Here is a 16,049-nt window from a genome sequence, read left to right on the forward strand (position 1 = left end):
CTGATCTTCGCCGATCCCGGCGGAGCGGCCCGGGATCTTCGCCGGTCTCCCGGCTCCCGTGTCCCGCCCGGCTCACGGCGACCGGACGGAGCGGGTCAGGCGATGCGGTCGATGATGAGCTGCTGCGCCGGACGCGCACCTTCCGGAGCGATGACGACGGCGGTTTCCAGCGCCTCACGCGCCCGGTCGAATTTCTCCGGGGTGTCCGTGAGCAGGGTCATCAGGGGTTCACCGGCGCGGACCATCGCGCCGGGCTTGGCATGGAGCCGGACTCCGGCGCCTGCCTGCACCGAGTCCTCCTTGCGCGCACGGCCCGCGCCGAGACGCCAGGCCGCGACGCCCACCGCCAGAGCATCGAGCCCGACGAGCACCCCGTCGGCGGGCGCATAGACCGTCTCGGATTCCCTGGCCACCGGAAGCTCCGCACGCGGGTCCCCGCCCTGGGCCTCGATCATGCGGTTCCAGACGTCCATGGCACGGCCGTCCTGCAGCGCCTGCCGGGGATCGGCATCATGGACTCCCGCCGCGGCCAGCATCTCCTCGGCGAGCCGTACGGTGAGTTCGACGACGTCCTCCGGCCCGCCGCCGGCAAGCACCTCGACGGATTCCTCCACCTCGATGGCGTTACCCGCCGTCAGTCCGAGTGGCGTGGACATGTTGGTGAGCAGTGCCACCGTCTTCACCCCGGCGTCGGTTCCGAGTGCCACCATGGTTTCCGCCAGCTCGCGGGCCTGCGCCTCGTCCTTCATGAACGCGCCGCTGCCCACCTTCACATCAAGCACCAGGGAGCCGGTGCCCTCGGCGATCTTCTTGCTCATGATCGACGACGCGATGAGCGGAATGGCCTCGACCGTTCCGGTCACGTCGCGCAGCGCGTAGAGCTTCCGGTCCGCCGGTGCCAGACCGGCACCGGCGGCGCAGATCACCGCGCCGACGCCGGCGAGCTGGGCCATCATCTCGTCATTCGAGAGCTGGGCGCGCCAACCCGGAATTGACTCAAGCTTGTCCAGGGTGCCGCCGGTGTGGCCGAGCCCGCGGCCGGAGAGCTGCGGCACGGCGACGCCGAAGACCGCCACGAGCGGTGCAAGCGGGAGGGTGATCTTGTCACCCACTCCCCCGGTGGAGTGTTTGTCGCTGGTGGGCTTGCCCAGGGCGGAGAAGTCCATCCGCTCCCCGCTGGCGATCATGGCGGCCGTCCACCGCGAGATTTCGGTCCGGTCCATGCCGTTGAGCAGGATCGCCATGTTGAGGGCCGCCATCTGCTCGTCCGCGATGGCGCCCCGGGTGTACGCGTCGATGGTCCAGTCGATCTGGGCCGGGCTCAGCGTGCCCCGGTCGCGCTTGGTGCGGATGATGTCAACGGCGTCGAACTGCTCACTCATGTGATGCTCCTGTCTCTGTGGTGCCGGCGCCTGCCGTGCCCGCGTCAGCGAGATGCTGGGGACCAAATGCGTCGGGCAGCACCTCATCCATGGTCCTGATCCCGCTCACCGTCATGAGCAGCATGCCCGGAGCACGGAATTCGTACAGCAGCTGCCGGCACCGGCCGCACGGCATCAGCGCGTTCCCGTTGCCGTCCACGCAGCTGAAGGCGACCAGCCGGCCGCCGCCGGTCATCTGGAGCTGGCTGACCAGCGAGCATTCCGCGCACAGCGTCAGCCCGTAGGAGGCGTTCTCCACGTTGCAGCCGGAGACAATCCGGCCGTCCTCGGTGAGGGCAGCCGCCCCTACCGGGAACTTCGAATAGGGAACGTAGGCGTTCCGCATCGCCGCGGTTGCGGCCTCCGCGAGGGCCTCCCAGGGTAGGTCGCCGGCAGGGTCCGCGGACGCCGTCGTCGTGGGTTTCTCCGGTGTGCTCATGGCTACTCCTTGACGTACGGGATGCCGCCGGCGGCCGGCGGGCGGGACCGCCCCACCAGGCCGGCGACGGCCAGGATGGTCACGATGTACGGCAGCATGGCCAGGAACTGGCTCGGCACGTCCGTGCCGATGATGGACAGGACAAATCGCAGGTTGGTGGCGAAACCGAACAGCAGGGCTGCGAAGAACGCGCCGATCGGGTTCCAGCGTCCGAAGATGAGCGCGGCGAGGGCAATGTAGCCCTGCCCGGCCGTCATGTCCCGGGTAAACGTGCTCACCGAGACCAGGGTGAAGAACGCCCCGCCGAAGCCCGCGACGGCGCCGCCCAGGAGGACGTTCCAGAACCGGGTGGCGTTGACCTTGATGCCCATGGTGTCAGCAGCCTGCGGGTGCTCACCGACGGCCCGCACGCGCAGCCCCCAGCGGGTGCGGAACAGGCCGAGCCAGATGACGATCACCGCGACGTACATCAGGTACCCGACGATGGTCTGCTGGAACAGGATCGGACCGATGACCGGGATGTCGGCGAGGAGCGGGATGCGGACCTCGGGCAGGCCCGGCGGCGAGTTGAAGGTCGCCGAGTCCCTGCTGAGCAGGGTGGAGGCGAGGAAGCCGGTCAGCCCGGAGACCAGGACGTTGAGCACAACGCCCACGATGATCTGGTTCACGAGGTACTTGATGCTGAAGATCGCCAGGATGAGTGAGACCAGTACCCCCGCGAAAGCGGCGGCGAGCAGGCCCACGTACGCGCTGCCGGAGATCGAGGCGGCAACTGCGGCGGCGAATGCGCCGGAGAGCAGCTGGCCCTCGATCGCGATATTGACCACGCCCACCCGCTCGCACAGCACACCGGAGAGGGATCCGAAGATCAGCGGGATGGCCAGGGTCACCGAGCCGGCGACGAGGCCGGCCAGCGAAATGGACGGCCGGTCGGCGATGCCCACCACCCAGGTGAGGAACCCGACCACGAAGAGCACCGCGTAGGCGATGCCCGCCCAGCGGTTGATCCTGTCCCCGCGGCGGATCTGCAGGAAGGAGTACACGGCGATGGCGATCAGCGCCAGTGCAACAACCCAGCCGACGACGTTGGCCGGCAGCGCGATGTCGGCTAGCCGGAAGCGGTCGGAGTCATCGGAGACGCGGAACACGGCGGTGGTGGCCGGGCCTCCGATCGCGAACACGAACAGCGCCAGCAGGGCGCCGAAGCCGAAACCGATGGGCGCCTTCCAGCTCTTGACTGAGGATCCGGTGACCCCCGGATCAGTGACGGTTGCTGCGATGCTCATGCCGCACCTCCGGATACGGTTGCCTTTGCCCTGGACGCCTTGCGCGGCTTCTTCTTCCGCTCGATGCCGAAGATCGCCTTGACCAGCGGCGGGGCGGCAATGAACAGGACGATGAGTGACTGGACCACCAGGACAATGTCGATGGGGGTGCCCGTCAGGGTCTGCATCTGCACACCGCCGGCCCGGAACGCCCCGAACAGCACTCCGGCGAAGAAGACGCCCCACGGATGGGAGCGCCCCAGCAGCGCCACGGTGATGGCGTCAAAGCCGAAGCTCGCGGCGATGCCGCTGGTCAGCACACGTTCCGTTCCGGCCACCTGGGCCACCCCGGCGAGTCCGGCGAGCCCGCCGGCCAGCATCATGACGACGACGTAGCCCTTGGTCACGCTGATCCCGGCGGTGCGTGCCGCGAACGGGTTGGCGCCGACGGCCCGGAGTTCGAAGCCGACGGTGGACCGGTTGAGCAGCCACCACACCCCGTAGGTCGCCGCGATTGCGATCAGGAAGCCCAGGTGCAGGCGGAACTGCGGGCCGAGGATCTGTGGAAACACCGCTGTCTCATCCAGCCGCGGGCTGATCGGGTTGGACGAGCCCGGGTTCTGGAAGGATGGGGTGGTCAGGAGGAAACCGACCAGGTAGATGGCGATGTAGTTGAGCATGATCGTCACGATCACCTCGTGCGCGCCGGTGCGCGCCTTCAGGATGCCGGGGATGAAGCCCCACAGCGCGCCACCCACAAACCCGGCGAGCACCACGAACACCAGGTGCAGGCCGAACGGCAGGTGCCAGGAGAATCCGATCCAGCCGGCGAACATGGCACCGAGGATGATCTGCCCCTGGGCACCGATGTTGAACAGGCCGGCGCGGAAGGCGACCGCCACTCCCAGGCCGGCGAGGATCAGCGGCGTGGCGACGGTGAGCGTCTCGGTCAGGGGCCGGAACATCAGGGCCAGGGAGTCGGCGCGGGGGTTGAACACTGCCCCCTGGAACAGGGCTGCGTACGCTCCGCTGGCCGCTGCCCAGGCAGCCCCCAGCGTGTCACCGGGCCGGCTGAAGAAGTACGACGACGCCGCAGCGACGTCCTCGTCCGTCAGCGCGATCAGGATGCCGCCGAGGATGATGGACAGCACGACGGCGAGGATCGCCACGAGCGATGAGCCGGTGGCGATGCTCTTCAGGATGCCGCGCCCGCGGTCATCCCCGCCCGCAGGCGGGGTTTCCACGGTGCCCGGAATGGGCGGCGGCGCCGCGGTGCCTTCGGCGATGCCCTCAGCGTTGGGCCCGTTGGCGGCGCTCATCGGGTTTCCTCCCCGGCAGCGTGCTCCCCGGAAATCCGTTCCCCGGCGGCGGTTCCGCCCTCACCCGCTGGGGTGGGGTTCTGCCCCGGGCCCTGCCCGAGCGCTTCCTCGGCCGTCATTCCGGCCATCATGAGGCCGAGCACGTCGCGGGACGTGTCGCCGGGCACCACGCCCATGAGTTCTCCTCCGTGCAGCACCGCGATGCGGTCCGCGAGTTCACTGATTTCATCGAGTTCGGTGGACACGATCATGACCGGTGTGCCGCCGTCGCGCTCGGCAACGATGCGCTTGTGCAGGAATTCGATCGAACCGACATCAACCCCGCGGGTGGGCTGGGAGGCGATGAAGAGGTTCAGCGGCCGCGAGAGCTCGCGGGCCAGGACCACCTTCTGCTGGTTGCCGCCGGAGAGGGTGCTCACCGGTGCCTCGGCGCTTTGGGTGCGCACGTCGAACTCGGCGACCTTCTCGCGGGCATTCTTCAGCACCACAGCGGGTTTCATGGCGAGGCCCTTCGCGAACGGCGGCTCGTTGTACCAGTTGAGGATCATGTTCTCGGCGATCGAGAAGCTGCCCACCAGGCCGTCCACCTTGCGGTCTTCGGGAACAAAGCCGACACCCTCGCGGATGATGTCCTTCACCTTCATGCCGAGCAGTTCCCGGCCGTTCAACCGCACCGAACCGGACGCGTGCGGGTGCAGGCCGAGGATGGCCTCGGTGAGTTCGGTCTGGCCGTTGCCCTGGACCCCGGCGACGGCGAGGATCTCACCCCTGGAAATGTCGAAGCTGACGTTGTCCACCAGGTTCTGGCCCCCGGCCCCCGGAACCGTCAGGTTTCGCACGGTGAAGGTGGTTTCCCCGGGGGTGGCCGGCGCCTTGTTCAGGCTGAGGCTTACCTTTCGGCCGACCATCATGGAGGCCAGCTCGCCGGTGCTGGCGCTTGGGTCCACGGTTCCGACGACGGCGCCCCGCCGGATGACGGTGATGACATCCGAGACTGCCTTGACCTCGCGCAGTTTGTGCGAGATGAAGACGATTGCGGTGCCGCCGGCCTTCAGCTCCTCGATGATCTGGATCAGCTCATCGGTCTCCTGTGGGGTGAGCACGGCGGTGGGCTCGTCCAGGATCAGTACTTCCGCCTTGCGGACCAGCGCCTTGATGATTTCCACCCGCTGCTGGACGCCGACGGGCAGGTCTTCGACGAGTGCGTCGGGGTCAACATCGAACCCGTAGCGGTCGGAGATTTCCCGGATGCGGGCGCGGGTCTTGTCCAGATCGAGGATGCCGCCCGCTTTGGTGTGTTCGTCACCGAGGGCCACGTTCTCCGCGACGGTGAAGACGGGGATGAGCATGAAGTGCTGATGCACCATGCCGATGCCCGCGGCCATCGCATCGCCGGGTCCACGGAACGTGACCGGCTTCCCGTCAACGAGGATGCGCCCGTCCGTGGGTTCATAGAGTCCGTAGAGGACGTTCATGAGGGTGGATTTGCCGGCGCCGTTCTCGCCGAGGAGACAATGCACCTGGCCGGGGTTCACCACCAGATCGATATTGTCATTGGCAACAAGGGAGCCAAACCGTTTGGTGATTCCCTGTAGTTCGAGCTTCACAACCCCAACCAACCTGTCCTTTGTGGGAGCTGGACAGCTGCGGTGGGACAGGGTTCGCCTGTCCGCCGCACCCGCACAGCGGATACAGACTCAATTCAACCGTAACGCGCACACGCCGCCCGCTCCTGCAGGACCATGGAACCATCCTGGGAGCGGGCGGCGTGTGTCAGCTTCGGTGTTACTTGGGGCTTGCCTCGGACTCGACAGTGATGTCGCCGGAGATGATGCCTGCCTTGATTTCCTCAAGTTCGGCCTTCAGCTCGTCCGGGACGGAAGCCTCCTGGTCGTGGAAGGGTGCCAGTGCCACGCCGCCGTTTTCGAGGGTGCCGACGTACGGCTCGTTGCTGAAGTTGTCCTCAACGTCCTCGGAGATGACCTGCTCAACAGCCTCGCCCATCAGCTTCATGACGGAGGTGAGGATGAACTCGGTTCCGCTCTCAACGGTCTCGAAGCCGTCCGAGTCTACCCAGATCACCTTGTTGCTGCCGCCGTCGGCGTTGGCTTCTTCGACGGCCTCGATGGTGCCGAGGCCCACGGGGCCGGCTACCGGCATGATGATGTCCGCGCCCTCGTTGATGAAGTTCTGCGTGTTCGTCTTGCCTGCGGCCTGGTCCTCGAAATTGCCGGTAAAGGTTCCGGTCTGTGCTTCCTTGTCCCAGCCGAGGAGCTGGACGTCGGCGTCCTTCTGCTCGTTGTAGTACGCAACGCCGTCGGCGAAACCGTCCATAAAGATGGTCACCGTGGGGATCTGGATGCCGCCGTAGGTGGCAACCCGGCCCGTTTCCGAGGTTCCGGCAGCAAGGTAGCCGGCAAGGAACGCGGCCTGCGCCGTGTCATAGATGATCGGCTTGACGTTGGGGAGGTCAATCTGGTTGTCGTCGACAATCGCGAAGTTGGTCTCTGGGTTGGCTTCCGCTGCCTCGGCCGTGGTGGCGGAGAGCAGGAATCCGACGGTGACGATCATGTCGCAGCCGGCGCTGACCATGGAGTTGACGTTCGGGGTGAAGTCCGTTTCCGCCTGGGATTCCGCCTGGCGGACCTCGATGCCGAGCGATTCCTCGGCAGCCTGGATGCCCTCGTAGCTGGACTGGTTGAACGACTGGTCGTCGAATCCGCCCGAGTCGGAAACGATGCAGCCGGTGTAGTCGGTGGCTTCAGCTGCCGGATCGGATCCGCCGCCGTCGGTCTCTGCCGGCGGCGCACCGCAACCGGCAAGGAGAAGGGCTGCTGCACCCAGTGCTGCAACGGACATCCCGGTGCGGCGCCCTGACAAGCTCCGTGAATTCTTCAATGTTCCTCCGATAAGAAGTAAGCCCGCGAACAAGAGATCAATGAGTGTCCGTTTGCGATGCCCTGATCCGGGATCCAAGCTCTGTTTTCATTGATGTTCGCAGCGCCGGTCCCGCCTCAGTCCGGGACTCGATGATGAAGCTTACTCTAACGCCGGAGTGACCGGGCACACTACCAAGGCGCGGCCCGGTTCCCACATTGTTCAAGTTTTGTTACCAACGGGTAGGTGACTTACCGGGAGGCTGGTGCTCCGGCGTCGATCCGGGCCTGCGCGCTTCCCCACGCATCCGCAAGGGAGGTCAGGGAATCAATCCTGGAACCGACGTCGTAGGTTGTTCCGGTGATCATGAGTTCCTGCGCTCCGGTGAGTTCAACCAGCTCCTCAAGCCGCGCGGTCACCTGATCCGGTGTCCCGACTGCCTTGATCGCCGGGAGATGCTCGAGCATGAGCTGCTCCTGATCGGTGAACACCCGCTGTGCCGCCTCTTCCGGCGACACGATGGGCGCGGGCCGTCCGGACCGCAGCGACAGCGCCATCACCCTGGCGGGCCCGGCCAGGTATTCGGCCTCTTCCACGGTGTCAGCGGTCAGCGCCGAGGTGGCCAGCATGGCGTACGGCTCGGCAAGCGCCGGTGAGGGCTGGAAGTTGGAGCGGTACAGGCGCATGACCGCCGCCGGATCCTCATTGCCGAAGTGGTGCGCGTAGCTGTACCGCAGGCCAAGCATGCCGGCCAGCTGGGCAGAGTAACCGCTGGAACCGAGCAGCCACACATCAGGGAACGACGACGGCGACGGGGTGGCTGCCAGCCGCATCACCCGGTCCGGCGTCCGGTTGTCCCCGAGGAGGGCGAGTACCTCGAGGACGTGCTGCGGGAACTCCTCCACGCCGAGCCCGTCGGTCTGCCGGCGCAGGGCCAGAGCGGTCATCTGGTCGGTCCCTGGAGCGCGACCGATGCCGAGGTCGATCCGGTCCGGGTGCAGCGCCTCGAGCAGGGCGAACTGTTCGGCAACCACAAAGGGAGCGTGGTTCGGGAGCATGACGCCGCCGGAGCCGACGCGGATGCGTGCAGTCTGCGCGGCAAGGTGGGCAATCAACACCGGGGGGCTCGTGGAGGCGACGGAGGGCATGTTGTGGTGCTCAGCGACCCAGAAACGGATGAAGCCCAGCCGGTCGGCGGCCTGCGCCAGCCGCGCACTGTTGGCGAGCGCCTCGGAACTGGTACGGCCGGACCCCACGGTGGCGAGGTCGAGCACGGACAGGGGCACACGGAAGGTATCGGAGTTGCTCACGCAGAGGAGTAACCGCGCGCCGGCGGGATGCATTCCCGCCGGATCTCTAGTGGCGCAGGCCCAGGACCGCGCGCATCGCAGCCGCTGCCATCACCCGCACGCCGCATCCGATGGCGTGCTCATCGGGCCGGTAGTCGCCGCGGTGCAGATCGTAGGTCTCCCCTCCGGGGGTCCGGGTTCCGAGCCGCATCATGGCGCCGGGCACCTTCTGCGTCATCCAGGCGAAGTCCTCACCGCCCATGGACTGCGGGGTGAGCACCACGGAGTCCGGGCCGAGTTCCGCGCGGGCCGCGGCCTCGATCAGCCCGGTCTCTGCCTCGGTGTTCACCACCGGCGGCACCCCGCGGGTGTGCTCGAGCTTGACGTCGACGCCGAACGGGGCAGCCACCTGGCGCACCGTTTGGTCAAGCAGGTCACCGGCTGCCTCCCACGCCTCCCCGTCGAGGCAGCGCATGGTGCCGGACATGAACCCGTGGGCGGGGATGGCATTCGGGGCTGAACCCGCATGGATCTGGCCCCAGACCACGGAGACGGCGCTGCGGACGTCGATGCGGCGGGCCAGCACGGCGGGGACGTTCGCGGCGATGTGCGCCAGCGCAAACACCAGATCCTCGGTGAGGTGCGGACGGGACGTGTGGCCGCCGCGTCCGGTGAGCTCGACGCGCACGGTGTCAGAGGCCGAGGTGATCGCGCCGATGCGTGTTCCCACCAGGCCCACGTCGATGCGCGGATCACAGTGCAGCGCGAGAATGCGGGGCACCCCATCGAGGACGCCCTGCGAAATCACGTCCAGGGCGCCGCCGGGCATGGTCTCCTCGGCCGGCTGGAAGATCACGCGTACGCGCCCGTTGAGCGGGAACTCGGCGTCGATCTTGGCGAGAACCTCCGCGACGCCGAGCATCACGGTGGTGTGGACGTCATGGCCGCAGGCGTGCGCAATACCCGTGGCGCTCGAGGCGTAGGGCAGCTCCGTCTCCTCGAGGATGGGAAGCGCGTCGATGTCGGCACGCAGCCCGATTTTCAGCTCGCCCCGGCCGATGTCGACGTACAGGCCGGTATCCTCAAGGCGCTTCGGCTTCAGCCCGGCCGCTTCGAGGTGCTCAACGAGCCGGTCCGTGGTGCGGTATTCCTTGTGCGACAGCTCGGGGTGCGCGTGGATGTCACGTCGGAACCTCGTCAACTCGTCCAGCATCGGAGCGGCCCACACGCCGATGTGTGGGACGACGGGAGCCTCGGTGGAAGTTTTCTGCACCTGACAAGCGTAACCAACCTGTCGACGGCGGCTCTAACCGCGCGTCATTGGGCGACGTGCACGCCCGGTCAGAGGACGTCCACGTCGCCGCTGGCCCGCAGCGACTCCACTGCTTTCTTCACTTCCTGGGCATGTTCCTTGGTGGTCACCAGCAGTGCGTCGGGAGTGTCCACAATAACGACGTCGTCAATTCCGATGAGCGCGATCACGCGCTTGGTGTCGGAGACCACAATGCCGGAGGCATTCTCCGAGAAGACGCGCGCGCCCTCGCCCATCACCGTCAGCTCACTGTTCTCCATGGCAGGGTTGAGCCGGCCGATGGCTGCGAAGTCGCCGACGTCGTCCCAGCTGAAGTTGCCCGGAATCATGGCGACATCGCCCGCGGCCGCGGCAGGCTCGGCAACCGCGTAGTCGATTGCGATCTTCGGCAGTGTGGGCCAGACGCGGCGGGCAACCTCATTGCGGGACCGGGTGTCCCAGGCGGCGGCGATCTCCATGAGCCCGGCATAGAGGAGGGGTTCATTCGCTTCGAGGTGCTTGAGCATGAGGGCCACCGGCGCCACGAACATGCCGGCGTTCCAGCTGTACTTGCCGCTGTCGATGTACTCACGGGCGACGGCGACCGACGGCTTCTCCACAAATTCGATGACGGAGTGCGCGCTCGGTGCGCCGGCGATGTCCAGCGGATCACCGGCGCGGATGTAGCCGAAGCCCGTGGACGGATGGGTGGGCAGGATCCCGATGGTCACGATGTAACCCTCGGCAGCGGTGTGGACGGCCTCGCGGACTGCGGCCTGGAAGTCCTCAGCAGGGGCGATCACCTGGTCAGCTGCAAACGAGCCCATGATGATGTCGGGATCGCGGTGGTAGAGGATCGCGGCGGCCAGCCCGATCGCCGCTCCTGAGTCCTTCGGCTCGCTCTCAAGGACCAGGTCGGAGTCCTTCAGTTCGGGCAACTGGGCGCGAACCGCCCTGCGGTGTGCCTTCCCGGTCACCACCATGAGGCGTTTACCGCTGAGCGGTTGGAGCCGCTCATAGGTCGCCCGGATCAGGGTGCTGCCCGAGCCCGTCAGGTCATGCAGGAACTTGGGCGCTGCCGCCCGGGACAACGGCCATAGCCGGGTGCCGGTTCCGCCCGCCGGAATGACGCCGTGGAATCGGTCCAGGGGGCTCTTTTCATGGGTGCTCATCGCTTCCACATTAACAGCAGGGCACAATGCACCGGATTCCGGTGCAGTCCGGACGTTAACCTGGCCGCTTTTGCGCGCATGTTAACAAGGTCACAACGTAGGGTTCCCTAAATTGAACCCCCCAACCGCCGGGCCTAGATTAGGCTTGTGGAACGAGTGCTCTCGCGGGGCGACATTCCAGCGTGGAAGACGCGCTAACGCCTCCGCGACACAGGGAGGTTTTTCAGTGTCGAAGACACCAGCAGGCACCCTCTACCGTGGCCGCGAAGGCCAATGGTCCTGGGTAGCGCATCGTATTACCGGCGTCGTGATCTTCTTTTTCCTACTGGTGCATGTGCTCGACACCTCTCTGGTGCGGGTCTCCCCCGAGGCATATGACGCCGTCATCGAGTCCTACAAGAACCCCATCATGGGTCTGGGAGAGCTGGGACTGGTGGGCGCTATCGTCTTCCACGCCTTCAACGGCCTCCGCGTTGTCCTTGTGGACTTCTGGAAGAAGGGCCCCCGGTACCACCGGCAGATGCTGTGGGCCGTCGTCGGATTGTGGGCAGTGACCATGATCGCCTTCTCCATCCGTCATCTCTCTGTTGTCTTCGGAGGTCACTAAGCCATGGCAGCTCCCATCGTTGAATCTCCCCGCTCCGGCCGCATCTCACCGCAGTACCGGCGCAGCGGCGGGTCCAGGGGCAACTTCGAGATGTTCGCATGGCTGTTCATGCGCCTCTCCGGTGTTGTCCTCGTAGTGCTGATCTTCGTACACCTGTACATGAACCTGATCGACGGCGAAGGAATCGAAGGCGTCGACTTCGGCTTCGTCGCCGGCAAATGGGCTGACCCGCTGTGGCAGGTCTGGGACCTGGTGATGCTGTGGCTGGCTATGCTGCACGGCACCAACGGCGTACGCGTGATCATCAACGACTACGCCGAAAAGGACTCCACCCGCTTCTGGCTGAAGAACGTCCTGTACGTCTCCACCGTCGTCATCATTGTGCTCGGCACCCTGGTGATCTTCACCTTCGATCCCTGCCCCGTGGTCAACGGCGTTCCGCACGTCGCCGACTACTGCCCGGCGCCCTGACCTTCCAGTTTCATACGGTCCGTAGTTCAGCAGCACCGGACGGCGGAAGATCCAACCAGATATATCGCCAGTTCCAACAGAAAGAGCAAAGGTATGCAGGTCCATAAGTACGACGTCGTTATTGTGGGCGCAGGCGGCGCCGGCATGCGCGCCGCGATTGAATCCGGCCAGCGTGCACGAACGGCTGTACTGACCAAGCTCTACCCCACCCGTTCACACACGGGAGCGGCACAGGGCGGCATGTGCGCCGCCCTCGCCAATGTCGAGGAAGACAACTGGGAATGGCACACCTTCGACACCGTCAAGGGCGGTGATTACCTGGTTGACCAGGATGCCGCTGAGGTCATGGCCAAGGAAGCGATCGACGCCGTTCTCGACCTCGAGAAGATGGGCCTGCCGTTCAACCGCACCCCTGAGGGCCGGATCGACCAGCGCCGCTTCGGCGGCCACACCCGTGACCACGGCAAGGCCCCGGTCCGCCGGGCCTGCTACGCCGCGGACCGCACCGGCCACATGATCCTCCAGACTCTCTACCAGAACTGTGTGAAGCACAACGTCGAGTTCTTCAACGAGTACTACGTGCTGGACATGCTGACCGTGGACGAGGAGTTCACCGTCGACGGCGTGACGCGTATCCGCAAGCGGGTTGCCGGCGTCGTCTCCTACGACCTCGCCACCGGTGAACTGCACGTATTCCAGGCAAAGTCGGTTGTCTTCGCCTCCGGCGGTGTGGGCAAGGTATTCAAGACCACCTCCAACGCGCACACCCTGACCGGCGACGGCATGGGCATCGCCTTCCGCCGCGGCATCCCCCTGGAAGACATGGAGTTCTTCCAGTTCCATCCCACCGGCCTCGCCGGGCTCGGCATCCTGCTCTCCGAAGCGGCCCGCGGTGAAGGCGCAATCCTGCGCAATTCCGAGGGTGAGCGCTTCATGGAGCGGTACGCCCCCACCATCAAGGACCTCGCACCACGCGACATCGTTGCGCGTTCCATGGCCAACGAGGTGCGTGAGGGCCGCGGCGCAGGCCCCAACAAGGACTACGTCCTGCTGGACCTCACCCACCTGGAGCCCGCGCACATCGACGCGAAGCTGCCGGACATCACCGAGTTCGCCCGCACCTACCTGGGCGTGGAGCCGTACACGGAGCCGGTGCCGGTCTTCCCGACCGCGCACTATGCCATGGGCGGCATCCCCACCAACATCAAGGCGGAGGTGCTGCAGGACAATGACACCGTTGTGCCGGGCCTCTACGCCGCCGGCGAGGTTGCCTGTGTCTCCGTTCACGGGTCCAACCGCCTCGGCACCAACTCGCTGCTGGACATCAACGTCTTCGGCAAGCGCGCGGGGATCGCGGCGGCCGAATACGCCCTCACCGCGGACTTCGTCGAGATTCCGGACAACCCGCTGGTGGAGACCGAACGGCTGCTCGACACCATGCGCAGTTCCGAGGGCGGCGAAAGGGTTGCCCAGATCCGCCAGGAACTCCAGGACATCATGGACGCCAACGTCCAGGTGTTCCGCACCGAGCAGACCCTGAAGGAAGCCCTCGAGGTCATCGACAAGCTCGAGGAGCGCTACACCCGCGTCACCGTCCAGGACAAGGGCAAGCGGTTCAACCTGGACCTGCTGGAAGCCGTTGAGCTCGGCTTCCTGCTGGACATGGCCAAGGTCATGACGGCCGCCGCCCTGCACCGCAAGGAATCCCGCGGCGGCCACTTCCGCGAGGACTACCCCGAGCGCGACGACAAGAATTTCATGACCCATTCCATGGCCTACAAGGACCCCACCGCCACCGAAACCAGCGGTGTGCGCCTTGAGACCAAACCGGTAGTCTTCACCCGTTACCAGCCCATGGAGCGTAAGTACTGATGAGCACCCCAACTGTCGAAAAAGAACCGGCTTCCAAGGTCGAACTCGCTCCCGGCGTCGGCGGCGGCGGCGAGATCCCCACCTTCGACGTCACCCTCCGGGTGCGCCGCTACAACCCCGAGGTGTCCGATGAGGCGCACTGGGACGAGTGGAAGCTCACCATGTACGGCACCGACCGCGTGCTGGACGCCCTGCACAAGGTGAAATGGGAGCACGACGGCACGGTCTCGTTCCGCCGCTCCTGTGCCCACGGTGTGTGCGGTTCCGATGCCATGCGCATCAACGGCCGCAACCGGCTCGCCTGCAAGACCCTCCTGAAGGACCTCGACACGTCCAAGCCCATCCTGGTGGAGCCCATCAAGGGCCTGCCGGTGGAGAAGGACCTGATCGTGGACATGGAGCCGTTCTTCCAGTCCTACCGGGAGATCATGCCGTTCCTGATCAACCGTGGGCATGAGCCCACCCGGGAACGCCTGCAGTCCGCCGAGGAGCGCGAGCGCTTCGATGACACCACCAAGTGCATCCTGTGCGCCGCGTGCACGTCCTCCTGCCCGGTATTCTGGACCGACGGCCAGTACTTCGGTCCCGCCGCCATCGTCAACGCGCACCGGTTCATTTTCGACTCCCGCGACGACGCCGGCGACATGCGGCTTGAAATCCTCAACGACAAGGAAGGCGTGTGGCGCTGCCGCACCACCTTCAACTGCACCGAGGCCTGCCCCCGCGGCATCCAGGTGACCCAGGCGATCGCCGAGGTCAAGCAGGCCATCCTGTCCCGCAAGGTCTGACCGGGCAGGGGTCAACAGCACGGGATTCATCAGCGCAGTCACGGCTCGCAGCTGATCAACGACGGCGCGTGGTCACCGAAAGGTGGCCGCGCGCCGTCGTCGTTCCCACCCCTTTTTTGGAAATTTTGCGCAGGTAAGGAGACTCCAGCGCCTGGGATCCCGCCTTAGCTGCCCGAATGTTCCGAGGTTTTTGCCGCTGCCGCGCGGCTGCGCTGACGCAGCGACCGGGCGCGCCCGGCGCGGTCCCTGGAACGGGCGGACCGCGCGTCAGCGGACCCGATGGCGCCCCACGCGGCGGCCAGCAGGTACACCTGGCTCAACAGGAAAAACCAGACAAACAGACCGAGGATGACGGCGAAGGGTGCCAGCAGCGGATTGCGGTCGACGCCGGCCAGGAGCAGGGTGCTGAACGTACGCAGGACGGTGCTTCCGACGCCGGCGATCAGCGCGGACTGCAGCAGCACCTTGCGCGGCATCTCGATTGCCGAGGCAGCCCGGAACAGGATGACAGCCACCAGCGTGTCGAGGAGCAGGGTCACCAGGAACCCCGCGATCTGCGTGAGGGTCCTGGCAGCGCTGTCGAGGCCCACCAGCGGGAGCACCAGGTCCAGGACGGTGTTGGCGATGACGCCCACGGCGGTGGTCACCACGAGCGCCACCGCCAGGATCAGCAGAATGAGCAGGTCCTTGAGCTTCATCAGGATGGGATTGGTCTCAACGGCGGGAACATCGAAGATGCCGCGCATTCCCTCACGGAGTCCGCCGATCCACCGCAGCGAGGTGAACAGCATGACCAGGGTCGAGATCAGCAGCGCCATACTGAGGCTGGATTCCAGGCCGAAAAGCTGTTCCGGCCTGGCGATGCCCGACCCGCCTCCCGGACCGTCGGTATCAATGAGCCCCGGAGTAGTCCTGTCCACCGCGCGCACGATCATCGCCTGGAGCTCAGGGTTTCCTGACACCACCAGACCTGCGATGGAGAAGCCGACGACGAGCAGCGCTGCCACAGCGAAGAACATGTTGTAGGCGATGCCTGCAGCCATCAGCGGTCCGTGGCGTTGTGTGTAGAGCTGGAATGCCCGCATGGGGCGGAACGCACCCAGCCTGGCCATCACGTAGGTGAACGTGGCCGTGAGGACGGGCATGCCTCCGCTGTGTTCGCGACGTACCCTCCCGAGTTCCCGCCGGGCCCGCAGCACTTTCAGCCGGAGCTTGGCCCGCTCCGTGGGAAACGGTGT

The 16,049-nt window shown here is 66.1% G+C and carries 14 protein-coding genes; 4 read left to right on the forward strand and 10 right to left on the reverse strand.

What is annotated here, in order from left to right; all coding sequences use genetic code 11:
• Positions 1-95: 95 nt before the first annotated feature.
• From BLS52_RS13650 to BLS52_RS13690, 9 genes are all read right to left on the reverse strand, one after another.
• Positions 96-1,382, reverse strand: a complete 1,287-nt coding sequence (locus tag BLS52_RS13650; protein ID WP_090587452.1) for a thymidine phosphorylase — start codon at positions 1,380-1,382, stop codon at positions 96-98.
• Positions 1,375-1,860 (reverse strand): cytidine deaminase, encoded by a 486-nt coding sequence (locus BLS52_RS13655; protein ID WP_051470471.1) that lies wholly within the window; start codon positions 1,858-1,860, stop codon positions 1,375-1,377. The genes BLS52_RS13650 and BLS52_RS13655 overlap by 8 nt, the downstream gene beginning before the upstream one ends.
• Before the next feature lie 2 nt (positions 1,861-1,862).
• The gene (locus BLS52_RS13660; protein WP_090587454.1) at positions 1,863-3,146 is read right to left on the reverse strand and encodes an ABC transporter permease; all 1,284 of its coding nucleotides are present in this window, start codon (positions 3,144-3,146) and stop codon (positions 1,863-1,865) included.
• Positions 3,143-4,444, reverse strand: a complete 1,302-nt coding sequence (locus BLS52_RS13665) for an ABC transporter permease (protein ID WP_090587455.1) — start codon at positions 4,442-4,444, stop codon at positions 3,143-3,145. Before BLS52_RS13665 ends, BLS52_RS13660 begins: the two co-directional genes overlap by 4 nt.
• A complete protein-coding gene (locus tag BLS52_RS13670; protein ID WP_090587457.1) occupies positions 4,441-6,051 on the reverse strand; it encodes an ABC transporter ATP-binding protein in 1,611 nt (536 codons plus the stop codon). Before BLS52_RS13670 ends, BLS52_RS13665 begins: the two co-directional genes overlap by 4 nt.
• A 178-nt stretch (positions 6,052-6,229) precedes the next feature.
• The gene (locus BLS52_RS13675; RefSeq protein WP_175460176.1) at positions 6,230-7,303 is read right to left on the reverse strand and encodes a BMP family lipoprotein; all 1,074 of its coding nucleotides are present in this window, start codon (positions 7,301-7,303) and stop codon (positions 6,230-6,232) included.
• 269 nt (positions 7,304-7,572) lie between these two features.
• A complete protein-coding gene (locus tag BLS52_RS13680; protein ID WP_245702874.1) occupies positions 7,573-8,631 on the reverse strand; it encodes an LLM class flavin-dependent oxidoreductase in 1,059 nt (352 codons plus the stop codon).
• 46 nt (positions 8,632-8,677) lie between these two features.
• Positions 8,678-9,823, reverse strand: coding sequence for an amidohydrolase (locus BLS52_RS13685; RefSeq protein WP_090587523.1), 1,146 nt, complete (start codon positions 9,821-9,823; stop codon positions 8,678-8,680).
• A gap of 128 nt (positions 9,824-9,951) precedes the next feature.
• Positions 9,952-11,073, reverse strand: coding sequence for a mannose-1-phosphate guanylyltransferase (locus BLS52_RS13690; protein WP_026544281.1), 1,122 nt, complete (start codon positions 11,071-11,073; stop codon positions 9,952-9,954).
• Between the two features lie 226 nt (positions 11,074-11,299).
• Here BLS52_RS13690 and sdhC point away from each other — a divergent pair, with 226 nt between their 5' ends.
• From sdhC to BLS52_RS13710, 4 genes are all read left to right on the forward strand, one after another.
• Positions 11,300-11,680: a succinate dehydrogenase, cytochrome b556 subunit gene (sdhC, locus tag BLS52_RS13695; RefSeq protein ID WP_035777966.1), complete on the forward strand. Its 381-nt coding sequence runs from the start codon at positions 11,300-11,302 to the stop codon at positions 11,678-11,680.
• A 3-nt stretch (positions 11,681-11,683) separates the two neighbouring features.
• Positions 11,684-12,151, forward strand: coding sequence for a succinate dehydrogenase hydrophobic membrane anchor subunit (locus tag BLS52_RS13700; protein WP_026544283.1), 468 nt, complete (start codon positions 11,684-11,686; stop codon positions 12,149-12,151).
• 93 nt (positions 12,152-12,244) lie between these two features.
• Positions 12,245-14,023 carry a succinate dehydrogenase flavoprotein subunit gene (gene sdhA / locus BLS52_RS13705; protein ID WP_026544284.1) on the forward strand — a complete coding sequence of 593 codons (1,779 nt, stop codon included), beginning with the start codon at positions 12,245-12,247 and terminating at the stop codon, positions 14,021-14,023.
• Positions 14,023-14,811, forward strand: coding sequence for a succinate dehydrogenase iron-sulfur subunit (locus BLS52_RS13710; RefSeq protein ID WP_026544285.1), 789 nt, complete (start codon positions 14,023-14,025; stop codon positions 14,809-14,811). Before sdhA ends, BLS52_RS13710 begins: the two co-directional genes overlap by 1 nt.
• 164 nt (positions 14,812-14,975) lie before the next feature.
• Here the strand turns inward: BLS52_RS13710 and BLS52_RS13715 are convergent, their stop codons facing one another.
• Positions 14,976-15,956, reverse strand: a complete 981-nt coding sequence (locus BLS52_RS13715) for a YihY/virulence factor BrkB family protein (protein WP_090587460.1) — start codon at positions 15,954-15,956, stop codon at positions 14,976-14,978.
• Positions 15,957-16,049: the final 93 nt, after the last annotated feature.

This window comes from Arthrobacter subterraneus, from assembly GCF_900099735.1.
Taxonomy (GTDB): Bacteria; Actinomycetota; Actinomycetes; order Actinomycetales; family Micrococcaceae; genus Arthrobacter_D; species Arthrobacter_D subterraneus.

Bases quoted from the DNA above. Each gene is read 5' to 3' on its own strand.
- BLS52_RS13675 (WP_175460176.1), bottom strand. From the start codon at position 7,303: ATGTCCGTTGCAGCACTGGGTGCAGCAGCCCTTCTCCTTGCCGGTTGC.
- BLS52_RS13715 (WP_090587460.1), bottom strand. From the start codon at position 15,956: ATGCCCGTCCTCACGGCCACGTTCACCTACGTGATGGCCAGGCTGGGT.
- BLS52_RS13690 (WP_026544281.1), bottom strand. From the start codon at position 11,073: ATGAGCACCCATGAAAAGAGCCCCCTGGACCGATTCCACGGCGTCATT.
- BLS52_RS13700 (WP_026544283.1), top strand. From the start codon at position 11,684: ATGGCAGCTCCCATCGTTGAATCTCCCCGCTCCGGCCGCATCTCACCG.
- BLS52_RS13655 (WP_051470471.1), bottom strand. From the start codon at position 1,860: ATGAGCACACCGGAGAAACCCACGACGACGGCGTCCGCGGACCCTGCC.
- sdhA (WP_026544284.1), top strand. From the start codon at position 12,245: ATGCAGGTCCATAAGTACGACGTCGTTATTGTGGGCGCAGGCGGCGCC.
- BLS52_RS13650 (WP_090587452.1), bottom strand. From the start codon at position 1,382: ATGAGTGAGCAGTTCGACGCCGTTGACATCATCCGCACCAAGCGCGAC.
- BLS52_RS13660 (WP_090587454.1), bottom strand. From the start codon at position 3,146: ATGAGCATCGCAGCAACCGTCACTGATCCGGGGGTCACCGGATCCTCA.
- BLS52_RS13685 (WP_090587523.1), bottom strand. From the start codon at position 9,823: ATGCTGGACGAGTTGACGAGGTTCCGACGTGACATCCACGCGCACCCC.
- BLS52_RS13665 (WP_090587455.1), bottom strand. From the start codon at position 4,444: ATGAGCGCCGCCAACGGGCCCAACGCTGAGGGCATCGCCGAAGGCACC.
- BLS52_RS13710 (WP_026544285.1), top strand. From the start codon at position 14,023: ATGAGCACCCCAACTGTCGAAAAAGAACCGGCTTCCAAGGTCGAACTC.